Origin of the sequence: Pseudonocardia sp. NPDC049154 (genome assembly GCF_040648315.1) — a bacterium.
In the GTDB taxonomy this organism is placed as follows: domain Bacteria; phylum Actinomycetota; class Actinomycetes; order Mycobacteriales; family Pseudonocardiaceae; genus Pseudonocardia.
On record NZ_JBEZDN010000079.1, the window covers coordinates 1 to 17,082 of the forward strand.

At 74.1% G+C, this 17,082-nt stretch carries 15 protein-coding genes and 1 riboswitch; of the genes, 14 read left to right on the forward strand and 1 reads right to left on the reverse strand.

Features of this window, described 5'->3' with window-relative positions; all coding sequences use genetic code 11:
• Nucleotides 1–74: 74 nt before the first annotated feature.
• The gene (locus tag AB0B41_RS28985; protein WP_358208861.1) at nt 75–1,190 is read right to left on the reverse strand and encodes an ABC transporter substrate-binding protein; all 1,116 of its coding nucleotides are present in this window, start codon (nt 1,188–1,190) and stop codon (nt 75–77) included.
• A gap of 567 nt (nt 1,191–1,757) precedes the next feature.
• Here AB0B41_RS28985 and AB0B41_RS28990 point away from each other — a divergent pair.
• From AB0B41_RS28990 to AB0B41_RS29055, 14 genes are all read left to right on the forward strand, one after another.
• Entirely contained in the window at nt 1,758–2,534 is a 777-nt protein-coding gene (locus AB0B41_RS28990) for a FadR/GntR family transcriptional regulator (protein WP_358208863.1), read from the forward strand.
• On the forward strand, nt 2,531–3,664 hold the full coding sequence (locus AB0B41_RS28995; RefSeq protein ID WP_358208865.1) for an acetamidase/formamidase family protein: 1,134 nt from the start codon (nt 2,531–2,533) through the stop codon (nt 3,662–3,664). The genes AB0B41_RS28990 and AB0B41_RS28995 overlap by 4 nt, the downstream gene beginning before the upstream one ends.
• Nucleotides 3,661–5,286, forward strand: coding sequence for an AtzH-like domain-containing protein (locus AB0B41_RS29000; RefSeq protein WP_358208867.1), 1,626 nt, complete (start codon nt 3,661–3,663; stop codon nt 5,284–5,286). Before AB0B41_RS28995 ends, AB0B41_RS29000 begins: the two co-directional genes overlap by 4 nt.
• Complete coding sequence (locus AB0B41_RS29005) at nt 5,283–6,038, forward strand: isochorismatase family cysteine hydrolase (RefSeq protein ID WP_358208869.1); 756 nt, start codon at nt 5,283–5,285, stop codon at nt 6,036–6,038. Before AB0B41_RS29000 ends, AB0B41_RS29005 begins: the two co-directional genes overlap by 4 nt.
• Complete coding sequence (locus tag AB0B41_RS29010) at nt 6,035–6,475, forward strand: cupin domain-containing protein (RefSeq protein WP_358208871.1); 441 nt, start codon at nt 6,035–6,037, stop codon at nt 6,473–6,475. The genes AB0B41_RS29005 and AB0B41_RS29010 overlap by 4 nt, the downstream gene beginning before the upstream one ends.
• The gene (locus AB0B41_RS29015) at nt 6,472–7,251 is read left to right on the forward strand and encodes a creatininase family protein (protein ID WP_358208873.1); all 780 of its coding nucleotides are present in this window, start codon (nt 6,472–6,474) and stop codon (nt 7,249–7,251) included. The genes AB0B41_RS29010 and AB0B41_RS29015 overlap by 4 nt, the downstream gene beginning before the upstream one ends.
• Nucleotides 7,248–8,249, forward strand: a complete 1,002-nt coding sequence (locus AB0B41_RS29020) for an ABC transporter substrate-binding protein (RefSeq protein WP_358208875.1) — start codon at nt 7,248–7,250, stop codon at nt 8,247–8,249. The genes AB0B41_RS29015 and AB0B41_RS29020 overlap by 4 nt, the downstream gene beginning before the upstream one ends.
• 11 nt (nt 8,250–8,260) lie before the next feature.
• The gene (locus tag AB0B41_RS29025) at nt 8,261–9,007 is read left to right on the forward strand and encodes an ABC transporter ATP-binding protein (protein WP_358208877.1); all 747 of its coding nucleotides are present in this window, start codon (nt 8,261–8,263) and stop codon (nt 9,005–9,007) included.
• Nucleotides 9,004–9,897, forward strand: a complete 894-nt coding sequence (locus AB0B41_RS29030) for an ABC transporter permease (protein WP_358208879.1) — start codon at nt 9,004–9,006, stop codon at nt 9,895–9,897. The genes AB0B41_RS29025 and AB0B41_RS29030 overlap by 4 nt, the downstream gene beginning before the upstream one ends.
• Nucleotides 9,898–9,913: 16 nt before the next feature.
• Nucleotides 9,914–11,110 (forward strand): LLM class flavin-dependent oxidoreductase, encoded by a 1,197-nt coding sequence (locus AB0B41_RS29035; RefSeq protein WP_358208881.1) that lies wholly within the window; start codon nt 9,914–9,916, stop codon nt 11,108–11,110.
• Nucleotides 11,107–12,567, forward strand: coding sequence for an amidase family protein (locus AB0B41_RS29040; protein ID WP_358208883.1), 1,461 nt, complete (start codon nt 11,107–11,109; stop codon nt 12,565–12,567). Before AB0B41_RS29035 ends, AB0B41_RS29040 begins: the two co-directional genes overlap by 4 nt.
• Nucleotide 12,568: 1 nt before the next feature.
• Nucleotides 12,569–13,861, forward strand: coding sequence for an FAD-binding protein (locus tag AB0B41_RS29045; RefSeq protein ID WP_358208885.1), 1,293 nt, complete (start codon nt 12,569–12,571; stop codon nt 13,859–13,861).
• A 416-nt stretch (nt 13,862–14,277) separates the two neighbouring features.
• Nucleotides 14,278–14,371: riboswitch (SAM riboswitch) on the forward strand.
• A 120-nt stretch (nt 14,372–14,491) separates the two neighbouring features.
• Entirely contained in the window at nt 14,492–15,691 is a 1,200-nt protein-coding gene (locus AB0B41_RS29050) for an LLM class flavin-dependent oxidoreductase (protein ID WP_358208887.1), read from the forward strand.
• Nucleotides 15,691–17,067, forward strand: coding sequence for an NtaA/DmoA family FMN-dependent monooxygenase (locus AB0B41_RS29055; protein WP_358208889.1), 1,377 nt, complete (start codon nt 15,691–15,693; stop codon nt 17,065–17,067). Before AB0B41_RS29050 ends, AB0B41_RS29055 begins: the two co-directional genes overlap by 1 nt.
• The last annotated feature ends 15 nt before the right edge of the window (nt 17,068–17,082 follow it).

Here is a 17,082-nt window from a genome sequence, read left to right on the forward strand (position 1 = left end):
CCCACTTCCCCAACCCACGCCCTCCCGCCCCCCGCCCGGCTCGTCGCCGGGCGGGCCGCCCCGGGATGGGGCGGTCAGCTGGTCGGGGCCGTGATCGCCGGCGCGGCGCCCTGGAAGGACCCGGCCGGGGCGTCGGGCAGCGCATCGAGCTGCGGCATCACCTCGTCCGACAGGAACGAGTTGTCGTACAGCGGGCCGCCGGGGTTCCAGTCGGCGGGCAGCGCGCCCATCTGCTTCATCTGGTCGACGGTGGTGTTCCAGCGCTCGTCGCCCATGGCGCCCATCTGCTGGCCGCCCCGGCTGCCGATCACGAACGGGCGCTGCCCGGCCCAGGTGAACCAGTTGGTGTCGGCGGCCAGCTGGTTGTTCTCCGTGAGCATCTGGTCGTTGGCCTTGGTGGCCGCGTCGACGTCCGTGAGGTAGGCCGTCCAGCCCTTCGACAGCGCGCCCAGCGCCCGCTTCAGCGTGTCGCCGTGGTTCTTCGCGTAGTCCTCGGTCACCGCGAGGATCTGGCCGTAGGGGTTGAAGCCGGCCGAGGCGTAGCTGAAGTAGTTGAGGTCGATGTTCTGCTTGCGGGCCTCGTAGACCGTGTTGGTCGGGTAGCCCTGGACCACGCCGTCGGGCGAGGCGAAGAACGCGGCGTAGGTGCCGTTGAAGTTCTGCGTCGGGAACTGGATGTTCTGGCTGCGCTGCACCCACTGCCAGCCGAGGCTGATCGGGGCGACGGTCCACGACTTGCCGGCGAGGTCGCTCCACTTCGTCCAGCCGGTGGACTGCTTGACCAGCACCCCGGTCGGCGGGGTGTCGAACTCGTTGTAGATCGCGGTGATCGGCAGGCCCTGCGCCTTGGCCTGCAGGTAGGACTCGGCGGTGGTCACCGCGATGTCGGCGCGGCCGGAGGCCAGCAGCTGGATGCCGGAGACGTTGGGGCCGCCGGGGAGGATCGTGACGTCGGAGAAGCCGGCGTCGGCGAGGTAGCCCTGGGTCTGGGCGGCGGTCCAGCCGCCGTTCTGCGCGTTGCTGAACCAGGACAGCTGCACGGTGAGGCTGTCGTCGCCGGCGGACCCGGAGCTCGACGAGCCCGACGCGGCGGTGCCGGAGCCGCCGCCGCACGCGGCGAGGACGAGGGCGGTCGCCAACGCCACGAGGGCGATCGGCAGGCGCGCCCAGCGGGTGGGGGACAGGGACATGGGGGCTCCAACATCTCGCGGCGGGAACGGCCGGCCGACGCGCGGACATCCATTCTCGGCGTCGTCGGGAAAAGGGGGACGGACCATTTCCGTACGTTCACGGAAATGGCGGTGCTCGGGCCCGGGGAGCGGGTCCGGTGGAGGGGGAGGGGACGGCGACGTCCGGACGTGCGGGGGCCGGGCCGGCTCCGGGTTCGCGACCCCGCCGCACCGGGGCGGCGGCGGCGCAGCGGATGCACCCGACGTCGACCCAGTTCAGCGGCCTGGTCGTGACCCCGGAGGAGGTCCGGACCGGATGGTCCGACCAAGCGGACCGCCCAGACCATCGAGTGTCCGGGCCCCCGGCGTCAACGGTTGAGCGTCGAACTTCACCTGTCCGAAACACGGTGACCGGGGCATTGCGCGAGGGCCCGTTTCACTCGTCCGTGTCGCCGATATTTCGCGTGTGAACAAGCGGTTTCGTGATCGCCGGGCCGCTGTTGTCGAGCCATTCCGCCGCCTACGGTCGGATTGGTCAGGCCAACCACCCCCGGGTGGTTCGGCGCCGGAAGTCAGGAAGGACCGGGTGTGGACAGCACCACCGGAGCACCGGGCGATCGCCGCCCGGTGCCGTCCTCCGCCCTCGAGCTGCCGCGGCTCGCGCCGGGCGCGTTCCGCGGCAGCGTCAGCACCGAGATCTCGGCGCACCTGGAGAAGCTGATCGCGGTCGGCGAGCTCAGGCCGGGGGACCGGCTGCCGTCGGAGCGCGAGCTGGCGGCGAGCCTGGGCGTGTCCCGGGCGTCGCTGCGCGAGGCCATGCACGAGCTGGAGGCCAAGCACCTCGTCGCGCGCCGGCCGGGTCGCGGCACCACCGTGCTGCCCGCGCCCGAGCACGTCCAGACGCTCTACTCGCAGCTCTCGGACGCCGAGCACCAGCTCCGGGACGTCGCCGAGCTGCGCGGCACCATCGAGCCCCGGCTGGCCGAGCTGGCCGCCGAGCGGGCCACGGCGGCGAACCTCGTCGAGCTGGAGAACATCCTGCGCAACCCCGTCGCGGAGGTCTCGCCCGAGGAGTCGCTGCGCCTCGACCTCGAGTTCCACATGCTCATCGCGGCCGCCGCGCAGAACCCGCTGATGTCGGCGATCAACACGCTCGCCTGCTCGTGGACCACGTCGTCCCGGGTGCTGTCGCACTCCACCCGTTACGCCCGCGAGGTCTCCTACCTCGGGCACCGGGCGATCCTCGCCGCGGTCGCGGCCGGCAACCCCGCCGAGGCGCGGGACGCGATGGCCCGCCACCTCGCCGACGTCGCCGAGCTGACCCGGGACCGGTTCGAGGACCGCGGGACGGGGGAGACGCCGTGACCGCGTCCGAGCTGGCCCCCACCGCCGCCGCCCCGGTGTTGCAGCCACTCACCTCCCTGTCCGACGGCGCCTACCTTCCCGCCACCCCGGCGACCACCACCTGGGGCCGGCTGCCGTGCGCCGACGACGGCCCCGCCCTCTCCGTCGAGCCCGGCATTGCCGTCGTCGTCGACACGGTCAGCCACGAGGGGATCCTCGAGGACCAGGGCCGCGACCCGGTCGCCTTCTTCGGCGCGCACGGCGTCGCCCCCGGCGACGTCCTGCTCGACGCCATCGCCGTCGCCGCCGACGGGCACCACGACCTCACCGGCGGCCCGCACGTGGTGACCGGCCCGATCGAGGTCCGCGGCGCCCGGCCCGGCGACCTGCTCGCCGTGCGCGTCGACGCGCTCGTCCCCCGGGTGCCCTACGGCGTGGTCTCCAGCCGGCACGGGAAGGGCCTGCTCCCCGGCAGCTTCCCCGTCGACGGCCCGCTGACCAGCATCTTCTGCCGGGTCGACGACCTGGAGCTCGGCATCGACGCCGCGCGCGGCACGCTCCCGCTGCAGCCCGGCGACCCCGACCGCCCGGTCCGCTTCCCGCTGGCGCCCTTCCTCGGCACCATGGGCGTCGCGACCCCCGGCCCGCGCCGGCACTCCACCCCACCCGGCCTGCACGGCGGCAACATCGACATCCGGCTGCTGGTCGCCGGCACCACGCTCTACCTGCCGGTCCAGGTGCCCGGCGCCGGCCTCTACGTCGGCGACCCGCACTTCGCCCAGGGCAACGGCGAGATCGCGCTGACCGCGCTGGAGGCGCCGCTGCGCGCCACCCTCACCGTCGACGTCGTGCCCGCCGCGGAGGCCGCGGCCCGCTACGGCGCCGTGACCGGCCCGTTCGTCCGCACCGCCGAGTTCCTCGTGCCCACCGGGCTCGACGAGGACCTCGACGTCGCCGTGCAGAAGTGCGGCCGCAACGCGGTCGAGCTCCTCGGCGCGGTCTACGGGATGGCCCCCGAGCTGGCCTACGCCTACCTGTCCGCGGCGACGGACTTCGAGATCTCCCAGGTGGTCGACATCGTGAAGGGCTCCCACGCACGGATCCGACTGGCCGACTTCGCGGCCGTGGACCGGATCGAGGTGCCGCGGTGATCGCCGAGGCCGTGAAGGTCGTCTCGCCGTCGCCGGTCCCCGAGGGCCTGCTCGCCGCCGTCGACGCCTACGAGACCGCGCTGCTGGCCAACGACGTCGCCACCCTCGACGCGCTCTTCGCCCCCGGCCCGGACACCGTGCGCGGCGACGGGACCACGCTGCTCGTGGGGCACGACGCGATCGCCGGGTTCCGCTCCGGCCGGGCGGTGATCCCCACCCGGCGGGTGGCCGAGCTGCACGTCCGGCCGGTCGCGGACGACGCGGCGCTGGTCATGGCCTCGACCGAGGAGCCGTCGTCCGGCGCGACCGGCCTGCAGACCCAGCTCTGGCAGCGGCTCGACGGGGACTGGAAGGTCACGGCGGCGCACGTGACGCTGCCCAGGAAGGACCGGCCGGTCGGGCTGATCGAGAAGGCGGCGCACCCCCTCCCCGCCGCGGCCGCGCCTCCCGTCGACGGTGCGGTCTGGCGCGTCGTCGGGACGCCGCTGGTTGCGGCCTCGGGATCGGGCGCACTCGACGGGACGACGGTCGCGGTCAAGGACCTGTTCGCGGTGGCGGGGGAGCGGCTGGGTGCGGGCAACCCGACCTGGCTCGCCGAGCAGGCCCCGCGGCCCACGACCGCCCCGGCGGTGTCCGCGCTGCTCGGCGCGGGTGCGGAGGTCACCGGGATCGCCCGCACGGACGAGTTCGCCTACAGCCTCGCCGGGCAGAACGCCCACTACGGCACCACCCCGAACCCCGCCGTGCCCGGCGGGATCGGTGGTGGCTCGACGAGCGGGCCCGCCGCCGCGGTCGCCCTCGGCCAGGTCGAGGTCGGGCTCGGGACCGACACCGCCGGGTCGATCCGGGTTCCGGCCTCCTACCAGGGTCTGGTCGGGATCCGGACCACGCACGGCGCGATCTCGACGGACGGGGTGCTGCCGCTCGCGCCGTCGTTCGACACGGTCGGCTGGCTGGCCCGCGAGGTCGGCCCGGCCCTGCGGGTGGCGGAGGTGCTGCTCCCCGGCGCCTCCGCCGGCCCGCCGGTGCGGGCCGTCGTGCTGCCGACCGCCGAGGGCCACGCACGCCCCGACGTCGCCGCCGCCTGCGCCGACCGTCGGGACGCGCTGGTCCGGAGCGGGCTGCTGCCGGCCGCCGAGGTCGTCGACCTCGCCCCCGAGACCCTCGAGGAGTGGTTCGCCGCGTTCCGCACGGTGCAGGCCTTCGAGGCCTGGGCGGCGCACGGCGAGTGGATCACCGCCCATCCCGGCGCGCTGGGCGCCGACGTCGGCGGGCGGTTCGCCGCGGCCGCCGCGGTCACGGTCGCCGAGGCGGACGTCGCCCGCGCGACGGTGGCCGAGGCCCGCGCCCGGCTCCGCGAGGTGCTCGACGACGCGGTACTGGTGCTGCCCAGCAGCGCCGGCGGCGCCCCGGCCCGGGACGCGAGCGCCGCGGCCGTCGAGGCCGAGCGGGCGGGGACCCTGCGCATGACCTGCCTCGCCGGGCTCGCCGGCGCCCCGGCCGTCTCGGTCCCGCTGCTGCGCACCGCCGACGGCCGCCCCGCCGGGTTGTGCCTGGTCGGCGCCCCCGGCACCGATCTCGACCTGCTCCGCCTCGCCGCGACCCTGGAGGGAGCCGCGTGATCCCCAACCGCTGGACGTTCGCCGACGGCCGCGTGGACCTGCGCCGACCCGCCCGCGAGCCCCGCCCGATCGAGCTCAAGGCCCTGCCCGCGCCCGTCACCGCCGATCTCGCGCGCAGCGCGCTGGTCGTCGTGGACATGCAGAACGACTTCTGCACCGAGGGCGGCTGGCTGCACTCCATCGGCGTCGACGTCTCTCCGCTGGCCCCGGCGATCGACGCCCTGCAGGCCCTGGTCCCCGCCGCCCGCGCGGCCCGCGTGCCGATCGTGTGGCTGAACTGGGGCAACCGCGAGGACCGGGCCAACGTCCCGCCCGGCGTCGCGCACGTCTACGACCCGGAGGGCCGCGGCGCGGGCATCGGCGCGGTGCTGCCGAACGGCTCGAAAGTGCTCACCAAGGGCTCCTGGGGCGCGGCCCTCGTCGACGGGCTGGCCGCCGAACCCGGTGACCTGCACGTCGACAAGTACCGGATGAGCGGCTTCTGGGACACCCCGCTCGACTCGATCCTGCGCAACCTGCGCGTGGACACCCTGTTCCTCGCGGGCGTCAACTCCGACCAGTGCGTCTCCTCGACGCTGGTGGACGGCGCCTGCCTGGGCTACGACGTGGTGCTGGTCGACGGCGCCTCCGCCACCACGTCGCCCGCGTTCTGCCACGAGGCGACGCTCTACAACACCCGCCAGTGCTACGGCTTCTCCTGCGACGCAACGGATCTGCAGGCGGCCCTGACCACCGCAAAGGACGGATCGTGACCACCCCTCCGCCGATCCTGCGGCACCTCGACGACGTGGCGCCCCAGCTCATCTCGCCCTCCGACACCGTGAAGCTGGCGTTGCTCGCCGGCCCGGCGGACGGCTCGTCGACCAGCGTGTTCTTCGAGGTCTGGGAGCCGGGCGGCAGCCAGCCGGACAACTCGCACCCGGAGTCCACGGAGATCTTCGTGATCCTCTCCGGCACCGGCCGCGCGCACAGCGACGAGCACGTCGTGGACCTGAAGACGGGCGACGCGCTCGTCCTGCACCCGGGCTCGACCCACCGGATCGTCAACACCTCGGACACCGAGCGGCTCTACGCCGTGACGATCATGGCGGACGACGACGGCGCCCTGCCCGGCGGCTTCGCCGAGCTCGTCGCCACGGGGACCGTCACCGAGTGGGACGCCGCGGACCGGGCGGTGCTCGCGCGATGAAGCTGGCCCACCTCTCCACCACCGACGTCGCGGCGATCGACAAGACGAACGCCGTCGTCGTGCAGCCCATCGGCGCGATCGAGCAGCACGGCCCGCACCTGCCCGTCATGACCGACGCGTTCGTCGGTGAGCAGATCGCCACGCTGGCCGCCGACCAGACGGACGCCAAGGTCTGGATCCTGCCGACGCTGAGCTACGGCAAGTCCACCGAGCACCTCGGCTGGGCCGGGACCGTGAGCCTGTCGAGCGAGACCCTGCTCGCCGTGCTCAAGGACGTCGGCCGCTCGGTCGCCGCCTCCGGCTTCACCCGGCTCGCGTTCGTCAACGGGCACGGCGGCAACCCCGCGTCGCTGGACGTCGCCGCCCGTGACATCCGCACCGAGTCCGGCCTGCTGGTCTTTCCCGTGACGACCGGGCGGCTCGGCGTGCCCGCCGGCCTCGACCTGCCTGACGCCGAGTTCTCCATCCACGGCGGACACGTCGAGACCTCGGTGATGCTGCACCTGGCGCCGGAGACCGTCCACACCGACCGGTTCGTCCTCGGCGGCGACCACCTCCCGGAGCTGTTCCCCGGCGAGCTCAGCCTCGAGGGCGCGCTGCCCACCGCGTGGATCAGCGACGACCTCACCACCAACGGCGTGATCGGCGACCCGCGGGCCGCCACCGCCGAGATCGGCAAGGAGATCGTGACCCACTGGACCGGCCGACTGGCCTCGGCCTACGCGCAGATGGCCGACTTCGCGTTCCGCACCGCCCCGACGAAGGCCCGGCCGTGAAGCGCCTGCTGACCGCCGCGCTCGGCGGACTCCTCGCGCTCGGCCTGGCGGCCTGCGGCACGTCGGCCGCGCCGGAGAGCACCGGCGCCGAGCCGGTGAGCGTCGTGCTGGGCTGGTACCCGACCGCCGAGTCCGGCGGGTTCTACGCCGCCGAGGAGCAGGGCCTCTTCGCGCAGCAGGGCCTGGACGTCGACATCCAGCCCGGCGGCCCGCAGGTCTCGCAGACCCAGGTCGTGGCCTCGGGCCGGGCGGACTTCGGGCTGTCCGACGCCACGACCATCGCCAACGCGCGGGCCGCCGGCATCCCGATCGTCGCCGTGGCCGCGCTCTTCCAGGAGAACCCGGTCGGCGTGATGGTCCACGCCGACAGCGGCGCCGCGGACTGGAAGGACCTCGCCGGCCGCACCTGGTACGTCCAGACCGGACAGCTCGGACAGGAGTGGGTGAAGCGCAGCCAGGGCATCGACTTCACCACCGCCGCCTACAACGGCTCGATCACCACCTTCCTGCACGACGACGCCGCGGTGCAGCAGGGCTGGCCGACCAACGAGGCGTACCAGGCGCAGAAGGAGGGGGTCCGGACCCGGTTCCTGAGCTACGCGAGCGCCGGCTACGACCCGTACAACGACGTCGTCTTCACGACGCAGGACTTCCTGCGGGAGCACCCCGATCGGGTCAGGGCGTTCCTCGACGCCACGATGCACGGCTGGTCCGCCTACATGTCCGACACCGCGCTGGCCGAGAAGGTCAACACCACCCTGCAGCAGGAGAACCCGCAGCTCGACCCGGCCGCCAACTGGTTCGCCTGGGACGCGCAGCGGAAGTTCCTCACCGCGGGCGGAACGCTCGGCGCGATGACCGCGGAGCGTTGGTCCACCCTCGTCGACCAGATGACGCAGCTCGGGGCGCTCCAGCCCGGTCTGGACCCGGCGTCGCTGTTCGACACCTCGGCCCTGCCCACCGTCCCCGCCCCGACGACGCTGCCGCCGGCCCCCTGAGGAGACCCACCATGACGACTGCCGTACAGGCGGACCTGGTCCGGTTCGCCGGCGTCACCAAGACCTACTCGAACGGCTTCACCGCCCTCGCCCCGATAGACCTGACGATCGGTGCGGGAAAGGTGGTGAGCATCGTCGGGCCCTCGGGCTGCGGCAAGACCACCCTGCTCCGGATGGCCGGCGGGCTGTCCTCACCGACCACCGGTGAGCTGAGCATCGGCTCGACCCAGAACTCCTACGTCTTCCAGGACCCGACCCTCATGGCCTGGCGGAACGTGCTGGCCAACACCGAGCTCGTCTCGAAGATCCGCAAGGTGCCGCGGGCCGAGACCCGCCGCCGCGCGGTCGAGGCGCTGCGCCTGGTCGGCCTGGAGAACGTGCAGAAGTCGCTGCCGCGGGAGCTCTCCGGCGGCATGAAGATGCGCGTCTCGCTGGCCCGGGCGCTGGCCTCCGAGCCGGACCTGATGCTGATGGACGAGCCGTTCGCGGCGCTGGACGAGTTCACCCGCGACCGCATGGCGGACGAGCTGATCCGGCTGTGGCGCGAGCGCCGCTTCGGCGTCCTGTTCATCACCCACTCCATCCGCGAGGCCGTGAAGATCGCCCACGAGGTCGTGGTCATGGCCTCGGGCCCCGGCCGGATCGTGGAGATCGTGGAGTCCCCGAGCCCGCCGAGCGCGGACCCGGACGCGGCGCGCGACACCGACGCGCTCGACGAGACCGTGAAGTACATCGGCGCGCGATTGGCGGCGGCATGAGCATCACCGAGCACATCGACACCGAGACGACCCCTCCGCAGGCCCCGGCGGCCGCGACCCCGCAGGCGGCCGCCCGGCCGAAGGCCCCGCGCAAGGCCCCGTCCGGCCGGACGGTGCTGTCCTTCGTGCTGCCGCCGCTGGTGGTCCTCGTGGTCGTCGTGGCGCTGTGGCAGGCGCTGATCAGCCTGTTCGGGGTCCCGAAGTTCCTGGTCCCCGCCCCGCTCGACGTCCTCGCCGAGATCGGGCCGGCGATCGGCACGCTCGTCGAGCCCACCCTGGTGACCATGGGCGAGGCGTACGGCGGGTTCCTGCTCGCCGCCGTCGTCGGGTTCGCGGTGGCGTTCGTGATGGCCCGCTGGAACGTCGCCGAGCGCGGCCTCTACCCGTACATGGTCCTGCTGCAGACCATCCCGATCATCGCCGTCGCGCCGATCCTGGTGGTCTGGCTCGGCCCCGGCCCCACCACGAACACCGTGGTCGCGGCCATGATCGCCGTCTTCCCGGTCACCGCGAACACGCTGACCGGCCTCAAGTCCACCGACCGCAACCTCGTGCAGCTGTTCGCCATGGCCGGCGCGTCGAAGCGCTACGAGATGAGCGTGCTGCGGATCCCGTACGCGCTGCCGTACGTCCTGACCGGGCTGCGGATCGCCGCGGGCTCGTCCGTCATCGGCGCGATCGTCGGCGAGTTCGTCGCCGGCATCGGCGGTGGCCAGGGCGGCCTCGGCTACGTCATCACCTCGACCGCGCAGCAGCTGCTCATGCCGCGACTGTTCCTCGCCGTCATCGCCGCGAGCTGCGTCTCGCTGCTGCTGTTCGGGCTCGTCCGGCTGGTGGAGGTGCTCGCGCTGCGGCGCTGGCACGAGTCCGCCATGTCGAGCGACGACTGATTCGAAGGGGCTCCCCATGCGTATCGACACCAACATTCTCGGCGCCGTCCGGATGCCCGACGCCGGCGCCTCCGGGCCCGCCGCCACCTCCCGCCGCTATGGGCGGCAGGACTACGCGGATGCGTTCGGCGACTTCGTCGACCTGGCGAAGGTCGCGGACGAGGTCGGCTTCGACACCTTCTGGTACACCGAGCACCACTTCCAGCACGAGGGCTACGAGGTCGTCCCGAACCAGGTGCTGCTGGGCCTGTACTCGGCGGCCGTCACGCGGCGGCTGAACTTCGGCCAGATGTTCAACATCGTTCCGCAGTGGAACCCGCTACGGCTGGCCGAGGACTTCGCCGCGGCGGACATCCTCACCGGCGGCCGGATGCGCTTCGGCGTGGGCCGGGGCACCGTGCCGCGAGAGATGCAGACCCTCGGCGCGAAGATCGAGTCCGGCGACAACGCCATGGACGCGTCCGCCGAGCAGGCCAACCGGGAGCATTTCGCCGAGGCCATGGCCGCCATCCGGGCCGCATTCACCGAGGAGCGGTTCTCCCACCAGGGCGCGCACTTCCGGTTCCCGCCCGCCGGGATCCCGGACCGCGGCGGGTACGTGCAGGATCTCGCGCTCGTCCCGAACGTGACCCGCGAGGTCGAGATCTACCAGGCCTGCACCTCGCCGCGGACCGTCGACTATGTCGCCGAGCACGGGCACATCGGCGTCTACACGCGACAGTCCGCCGCGCGACTCGAGAAGGCCTGGGCGCTGCACGCCGAACTGACCGCGAAGCACGGCCGCCCGACGGAGGTGGGGGAGGAGCAGATGCTCGTCCTGCACGTCAACGTCGCGCCGACGCACGAGCAGGCCGTCGCGCTGGCCCGGCCCGGCCACGACGAGCTGACCAAGCTGCTCTCGCCCTACGGCCGGTTCGCCACCTACGACCCGCCCGCCGGAATGACCTCCACCCCGTTCGACTACGCCCCGACGCTCGAGGAGTCGATGCGCCAGCGGATCTACGTCGTCGGCGACTTCGACGAGGTTGCGGAGCAGATCGCGGAGTACCGCGACCGGCTCGGCCTGCGCCGGCTCTCGGTCGCGATGGACGCCCTGGGCCTCACCCCGGAGCAGCAGCAGGACCAGCTGCGGATGTTCGCCGCCGAGGTGGCGCCGCGGCTCGGGATCGCCATGTCGGCCGACGGGCAGCAGGCGCTCGAGGTGGCCGCGTGACCAGTACCGTGTCCCTGGCCGCCCTCGACGGGTCGCGCATGCTGGCGGACCTCGACTCCGGGGTCGTCACCGCGCGGGCGCTGCTGGAGGAGCACCTCGCCCTGCTCGACGGGGCCGGCGGCGAGCTGAACGCGGTCGTGGACCGGGACGACGAGGGCGCCCGCGCCGCCGCGGACGCGGTGGACGCGGCCCGGGCAGCCGGCGAGCCGGTCGGCCCGCTGGCCGGTCTGCCCGTCACCATCAAGGACGCGTTCGACGCGAAGGGCATGCGCACCTCGCACGGCCGGCTGCTCGACGCGCGGCGGGCCGCGGTGGACTCCCCACTGGTCCGGCGGTTGCGCGAGGCCGGCGCCGTGGTCGTCGGGAAGACGAACGTGCCGGTCTACCTCGCCGACCACCAGTCCGTGAACGAGGACTTCGGCCGCACGCTCAACCCGTTCGACCGCGAGCGCTCGCCGGGCGGATCGTCGGGCGGGTCCGGGGCCGCGGTGGCCGCCGGGATCGCGGTGGCGGACTTCGGCAGCGACCTCGCCGGGTCCCTGCGGGTCCCCGCCGCGTGGTGCGGCCTGTTCGGGCACCGGCCGTCGAACGGGATCGTGTCCAAGCTGGGGCACATGCCGTGGCCGGAGGGCGGGCTGCTGGAGCCGATGGTCTCGGCGGTCGGCCCCCTGACCCGCTCCGCCGCGGACTCCGCCCGGTTCCTCGACGCGATCGCCGGGGCGGAGGGGCTCGACGCCCAGGCCTGGCGGCTGGAGCTGCCGCCCTCCCGGGTCACGTCGCTCGCCGGCGCCCGGGTGGCGGTCTGGCTCGACGACCCCGCCTGCCCCGTCGACTCCGAGACCCGCGACGCGATCCGCGCCTTCGCCGACGCCCTCGACCGGGCCGGGGCGCAGGTCGAGGAGCTGACCGCCCCGCCGGTGCGCGGCGAGGAGGCGATCGAGCTGTTCGTGCGGCTGCAGGCCGGCGAGGTCGTGCACGGCCTGGACCCGGAGGCGTTCGCGCGCAGCGTCCACCTCGCCGGGGCCGGGGCGACCGGCCGGGCGGGGGCCATGGCCCGCGGGCACGTCCAGTTCCTGCGCGACGCGCTGAACGACTTCGAGGCCCAGCGCGCGGTCGCCGCGCGCTGGGCGGAGATCCACGAGCGGCACCACGTGGTGCTGTGCCCGGCAGCGCCGTGCGCCGCGCCGCGGCACTCGGACGTCCCGAACGACCGCCGCACCCTGGAGCTCGACGGGCGGGAGTACCCGGCCGGCGACGCCGTCGGGGCGTGGAGCCGGATCTCCAGCCTGGGAGGCGGCCCCGCCACCGTGGTGCCGCTGGGTGCCGGGGCGGTGTCCGGCCTGCCGATCGGCGCGCAGCTGCTCGGCCGGTACCTCGACGACCGCACCCCGCTCGCCGTGGCCGCGCTCGCCGAGGAGGCCGGGCTCGTCGGGTTCACCGCACCGGAAGGCTTCTGACGTGCTCCCCGAGACACTCGCGGCGGACCTGCGCGCGCTGCTCGGCGACTCCGCCGACGTGAGCGCCGACGAGGCCGCCCGCAAGGCCGCGACCAAGGACTTCTCCTGGGTCTCGCCGATCATCCACGGCAGCATCCCGCGGACCCTGCCCGACGCCGTCGTCACCGTGCGGTCGGTCGGGGCCGTCCGGGCCCTGGCGCGCTTCGCCCACGAGCGCGGGACACCGCTCACCGCCCGCGGCAGGGGCACGTCGAACTACGGGCAGATCATCCCGCTCGCGCGGGGGATCATGGTGGACTTCCACCGGCTCGCGGGGGACGTCGTCCTCGACGACGACGGCGTGGTCAGCGCCCTGCCAGGCACCAGCTGGCACGACCTGTTCGCCTTCCTCGAGGGCACCGGCCGCGAGCCGGCGATGTTCCCGACCACGCTGAACAGCACCCTCGCGGGGTACGTCGGCGGCGGGGCCGGGGGACCGGGCTCGATCGAGCACGGCTTCAACCACGAGGGTTTCGTGCAGAGCCTCACGCTGGTGCCGGTCACGGCCGACGCCGAGCCCGTCGAGGTGCGGTTCCCGGACACCACCCCGCACGTGCACGCCTTCGGCACCACCGGACTGATCGTGCGGGTGGGGCTGAGGACCGTGCCGGCGCGGGAGCGGACCGCCGTGTTCGCCTCCGTCCCGGACCTCGACGCGGGCGCTGCGACGGCCCTCGAGATCCTGCAGCTCGACCCGCCGCCGCAGATCCTCGCGGTGACCGAGCCGGAGCTCGCGGCGCTGTTCCCCGAGGACCCGGGGTTCGAGCCGGGCCGGACGAACCTGCGGGCGGTCGTCGGCGTCGACCAGGCGGAGGCGGTGCGGGAGATCGTGGAGCGGGGTGGTGGCACCGTCTCGGGCGTGCGGCCCGACGCGGTGCGCTTCCTCGCGACCTTCATCAACAACCACACCACGGTGCGGGCCAAGGCCAAGCGCACCGAGCTGTACCACGTCCTGGTGCGCGGCAACGCGATCCTGGGCAAGCGGGCGCTGATCGCCGAAGCCTTCGCGGACGCGACCGTGCAGCTGGAGGGCATCCGCGGCCCCGAAGGCCCGTGCCTGATGGCCCGGATCCTCGCCCCGCACCGCGACGACGCCCTGGTGCACACGGGCATGGAGCGCCTGCGTGCCGAGGGCCTCGCGGTCGACAGCCCGCACAGCTGGGTGGTCCACGAGGACATGCCGCCGCGCTGGGCCGCCGCGGACCGCTTCGACCCGGCGGGCCTGCTCAACCCCGGCAAGCTCCCGCGGGGCTGAACCGGCGCGGGAGCCCGGCCCCCGGCTCCCGCGCCGCTGTCAGCGCCGGACCCTCGGCTCGCTCACCGGAGAGGGCCGGCGCCCGGGTCGACCCGTCCCCGGGCGCCGGCACCGGCTGCTCAGACCCCGCGGGGGCGCGGTTGCGGTCGACGTTGCCGGGCAGCGGCGGGGTGTGCGCGGCCTCCCCGCTCGCCTCCTTGTGGAACGCCCCGCCCTTCGCTCCGGCCCGACGAGCTGGGCACTGACGGGCGATCGTCCGGACGTTCGGGGCGGGCTCCGGCGCCGCGTTCTCCCTGGTGGACGCCAAGGGTGTCCTGTCCGGACAATCGAGCGCGGCCTCGATCACACTCGTCACCCGGAGGATTGACGGAGGCGCCCTCCTGATCCGTAGAGTGAGGAGCGGCCCCACGGGGGCCACACCATCCAGAGCGGCCGAGAGACCTGGCTCGACGACGCCGCAGCAACCCCCCGTCCGACGGGTGCGGGTGCTAAAGCCGGGAGCGATGGAGGAGTCATGTTTCTCGGGGTGCGGCGGCGCCACGTGGATCTCCTGCGCACGGCCAGCGCGGGCTGTCGGGCCTGAGGAAGGCCCGATCCCCGTCCCTTCTCCCTCAGGAGAGGTCTGCCCGCATGGCCCCCTTCCACCTGGCCGTCGCGCTCGACGGTGCCGGCTGGCACCCCGCCGCCTGGCGCGAGCCCGGCGCCCGCCCCGATCTGCTCTTCACCGCCCGCTACTGGGCGGCCCTGGCCCGCGCCGCCGAGCGCGGCCTGCTCGACCTGGTCACGATCGAGGACGGCCTGGGCCTGCAGTCCGGCGACCACCTCGCGACCGTGGACCGCCGCACCGACCAGGTCCGCGGGCGGCTCGACGCCGAACTGGTCGCCGCGTTCGTCGCGCCGCTGACCCGCCACGTGGGGCTCGTCCCGACCGTCACGACCACGCATACCGAGCCCTTCCACATCGCCTCGGCGATCTCGACGCTCGACCACGACAGCCACGGCCGGGCCGGATGGCGGGTGCAGACCTCGGCCCGCGCCGACGAGGCGGCCCACTTCGGCCGCCGCACGCTCCCGGAGATCCGCCGCGAGACGCTCGGCACGCCGGAGACGGCCGCCGCGGTGGCGGACCTGTTCGAGGAGGCGGCCGACGCCGTCGAGGTCGTCCGGCGGTTGTGGGACAGCTGGGAGGACGACGCCGAGATCCGCGACGCCGCCACGAACCGCTTCCTCGACCGCGACAGGATCCACACGGTCGACTTCGAGGGACGCTTCTTCTCGGTCCGCGGCCCGGGGATCGTGCCGCGGCCGCCGCAGGGCCAGCCCCTCGTCGTCGCGCTCGCCCACGCCCGGGCCGCGTACGAGCTGGCCGCCCGCGCCGCCGACGTCGTGTTCACCACCCCGCAGGGCGCGGCCGACATCCCGGCGATCCTCGGCGAGATCGGCGCCGCCCAGCACGCGGTCGGCCGCACACTCCCGCCGCTCCGGGTCCTGGCGGACCTCGTGGTGGTCCTCGACACCGACGCCGACGCGGCCCACGCCCGGCTCCGGCGGCTGGAGGAGCACGGCCCGCTGCGCTCCGACGCCGCGGTGCTGGCGGGCACCCCGACCGCGCTCGCCGACCTGCTGGAGTCCTGGCGGGACGAAGGGGTCGACGGCTTCCGGCTGCGGCCGGCCGTGCTGCCCACCGACCTCGACGCGATCGTCGACGGGCTGGTCCCCGAGCTGCAGAGGCGCGGCCTGTTCCGCACCGCCTACGAGTCGGGCACCCTGCGCGAACGCTTCGGCCTGGAACGGCCGGCCAGCCGGTACGCCCGGGCGGAGGTGGCCTGATGACCGCGAAGAAGCAGGTGATCCTCGGGGCCTACTTCCCGGGCGTCAACCACGACACCGTGTGGAGCGACCCGGCGTCGGGCAGCCACATCGACTTCGCCTCGTTCGAGCACTGGGCCCGCACCGCCGAGCGCGGCACGTTCGACCTGCTGTTCCTGGCCGAGGGGCTCCGGCTGCGCACCCGCGGCGGCCAGGTCTTCGACCAGGACGTCGTCGGGCGGCCGGACACGTTCACGGTGCTGGCCTCGCTGGCCGCGGTGACCGAGCACATCGGCCTCGCCGGCACGATCAACTCGACCTTCAACGAGCCCTACGAGCTGGCCCGCAAGTTCGCGACGCTGGACATCCTGTCCGGCGGGCGGGCCGCGTGGAACGTCGTGACCAGCTCCGACGCGGACACCGGCGAGAACTTCCGGCGCGGCGGCTACCTGGCGCACGACCAGCGGTACGAGCGCGCGGGGGAGACCCTCGACGCCGTCCGGGCGCTGTGGGACTCCTGGGGTTCCGACGCCGTGGTGGCGGACCCGGCGAGCGGGCGGTTCCTGCGCGACGGGCACGTGGGCGACTTCGCCTTCCGCGGCGCCCAGTTCGACATCGCCGGGCGCTTCAGCACCCCGCGCAGCCCGCAGGGGCATCCCGTGGTGCTGCAGGCGGGGGAGTCGCCGGCCGGCCGGGACTTCGCGGCCTCGCGGTCCGACGCGATCTTCTCCCGCTACCAGAAGTTCGACGAGGCACGCGCCTTCTATGCCGACGTCAAGGCGCGGGTGGCGAAGTTCGGCCGCGACCCCGACCAGGTCAAGATCCTGCCGTCGGCATCGGTGATCCTGGGCGACACCGAGGCGGAGGCCCGCGACCGGCACAGGGACGTCCGCAGCCGGCAGGTCGACCCGTTCACCGCGGTCGTGCTGGCCGAGATGGTGTGGAACCGCGACCTCTCCCAGGTCGACCCGGACGGGCCGGTGCCCGAGCTGGAGCCCACGCCCGAGGCGCCGAAGTGGATCCGCGGGCGCGCCCCGCTGACCCAGGACGCCCACGCCACCGCCGAGGCCTGGCGGGCGCTCGGCCGCGAGCACGGCTGGTCGCTGCGCGAGGTCGTCACGCACGTGTTCGACCGGGCCGTGTTCGTCGGCACGCCGGCGCAGGTCGCGGCCGAGATCGACCGGTACGTGCAGAACGACGCGGTCGACGGCTTCATCCTCGGCTCGTACGTCAGCCCGGCGGGCCTCGACGAGGTCGTCGAGAAGGTGGTCCCGCGGCTGCGCGACCGCGGCGTCCTGCGCGACCGCTACACCGGCTCCACGCTGCGGGAGAACCTCGGCCTGCGCCCGCCCGCGGGCCTCGGCGAACCACGGCCCGCCGCCCGCACCGCCTCCTGACACACCTCCTGGACC

Coding starts and splice junctions, on each gene's coding strand:
- AB0B41_RS28985 (WP_358208861.1), bottom strand. CDS start 1,190: ATGTCCCTGTCCCCCACCCGCTGGGCGCGCCTGCCGATCGCCCTCGTG.
- AB0B41_RS29015 (WP_358208873.1), top strand. CDS start 6,472: ATGAAGCTGGCCCACCTCTCCACCACCGACGTCGCGGCGATCGACAAG.
- AB0B41_RS29025 (WP_358208877.1), top strand. CDS start 8,261: ATGACGACTGCCGTACAGGCGGACCTGGTCCGGTTCGCCGGCGTCACC.
- AB0B41_RS29030 (WP_358208879.1), top strand. CDS start 9,004: ATGAGCATCACCGAGCACATCGACACCGAGACGACCCCTCCGCAGGCC.
- AB0B41_RS29035 (WP_358208881.1), top strand. CDS start 9,914: ATGCGTATCGACACCAACATTCTCGGCGCCGTCCGGATGCCCGACGCC.
- AB0B41_RS29050 (WP_358208887.1), top strand. CDS start 14,492: ATGGCCCCCTTCCACCTGGCCGTCGCGCTCGACGGTGCCGGCTGGCAC.
- AB0B41_RS29055 (WP_358208889.1), top strand. CDS start 15,691: ATGACCGCGAAGAAGCAGGTGATCCTCGGGGCCTACTTCCCGGGCGTC.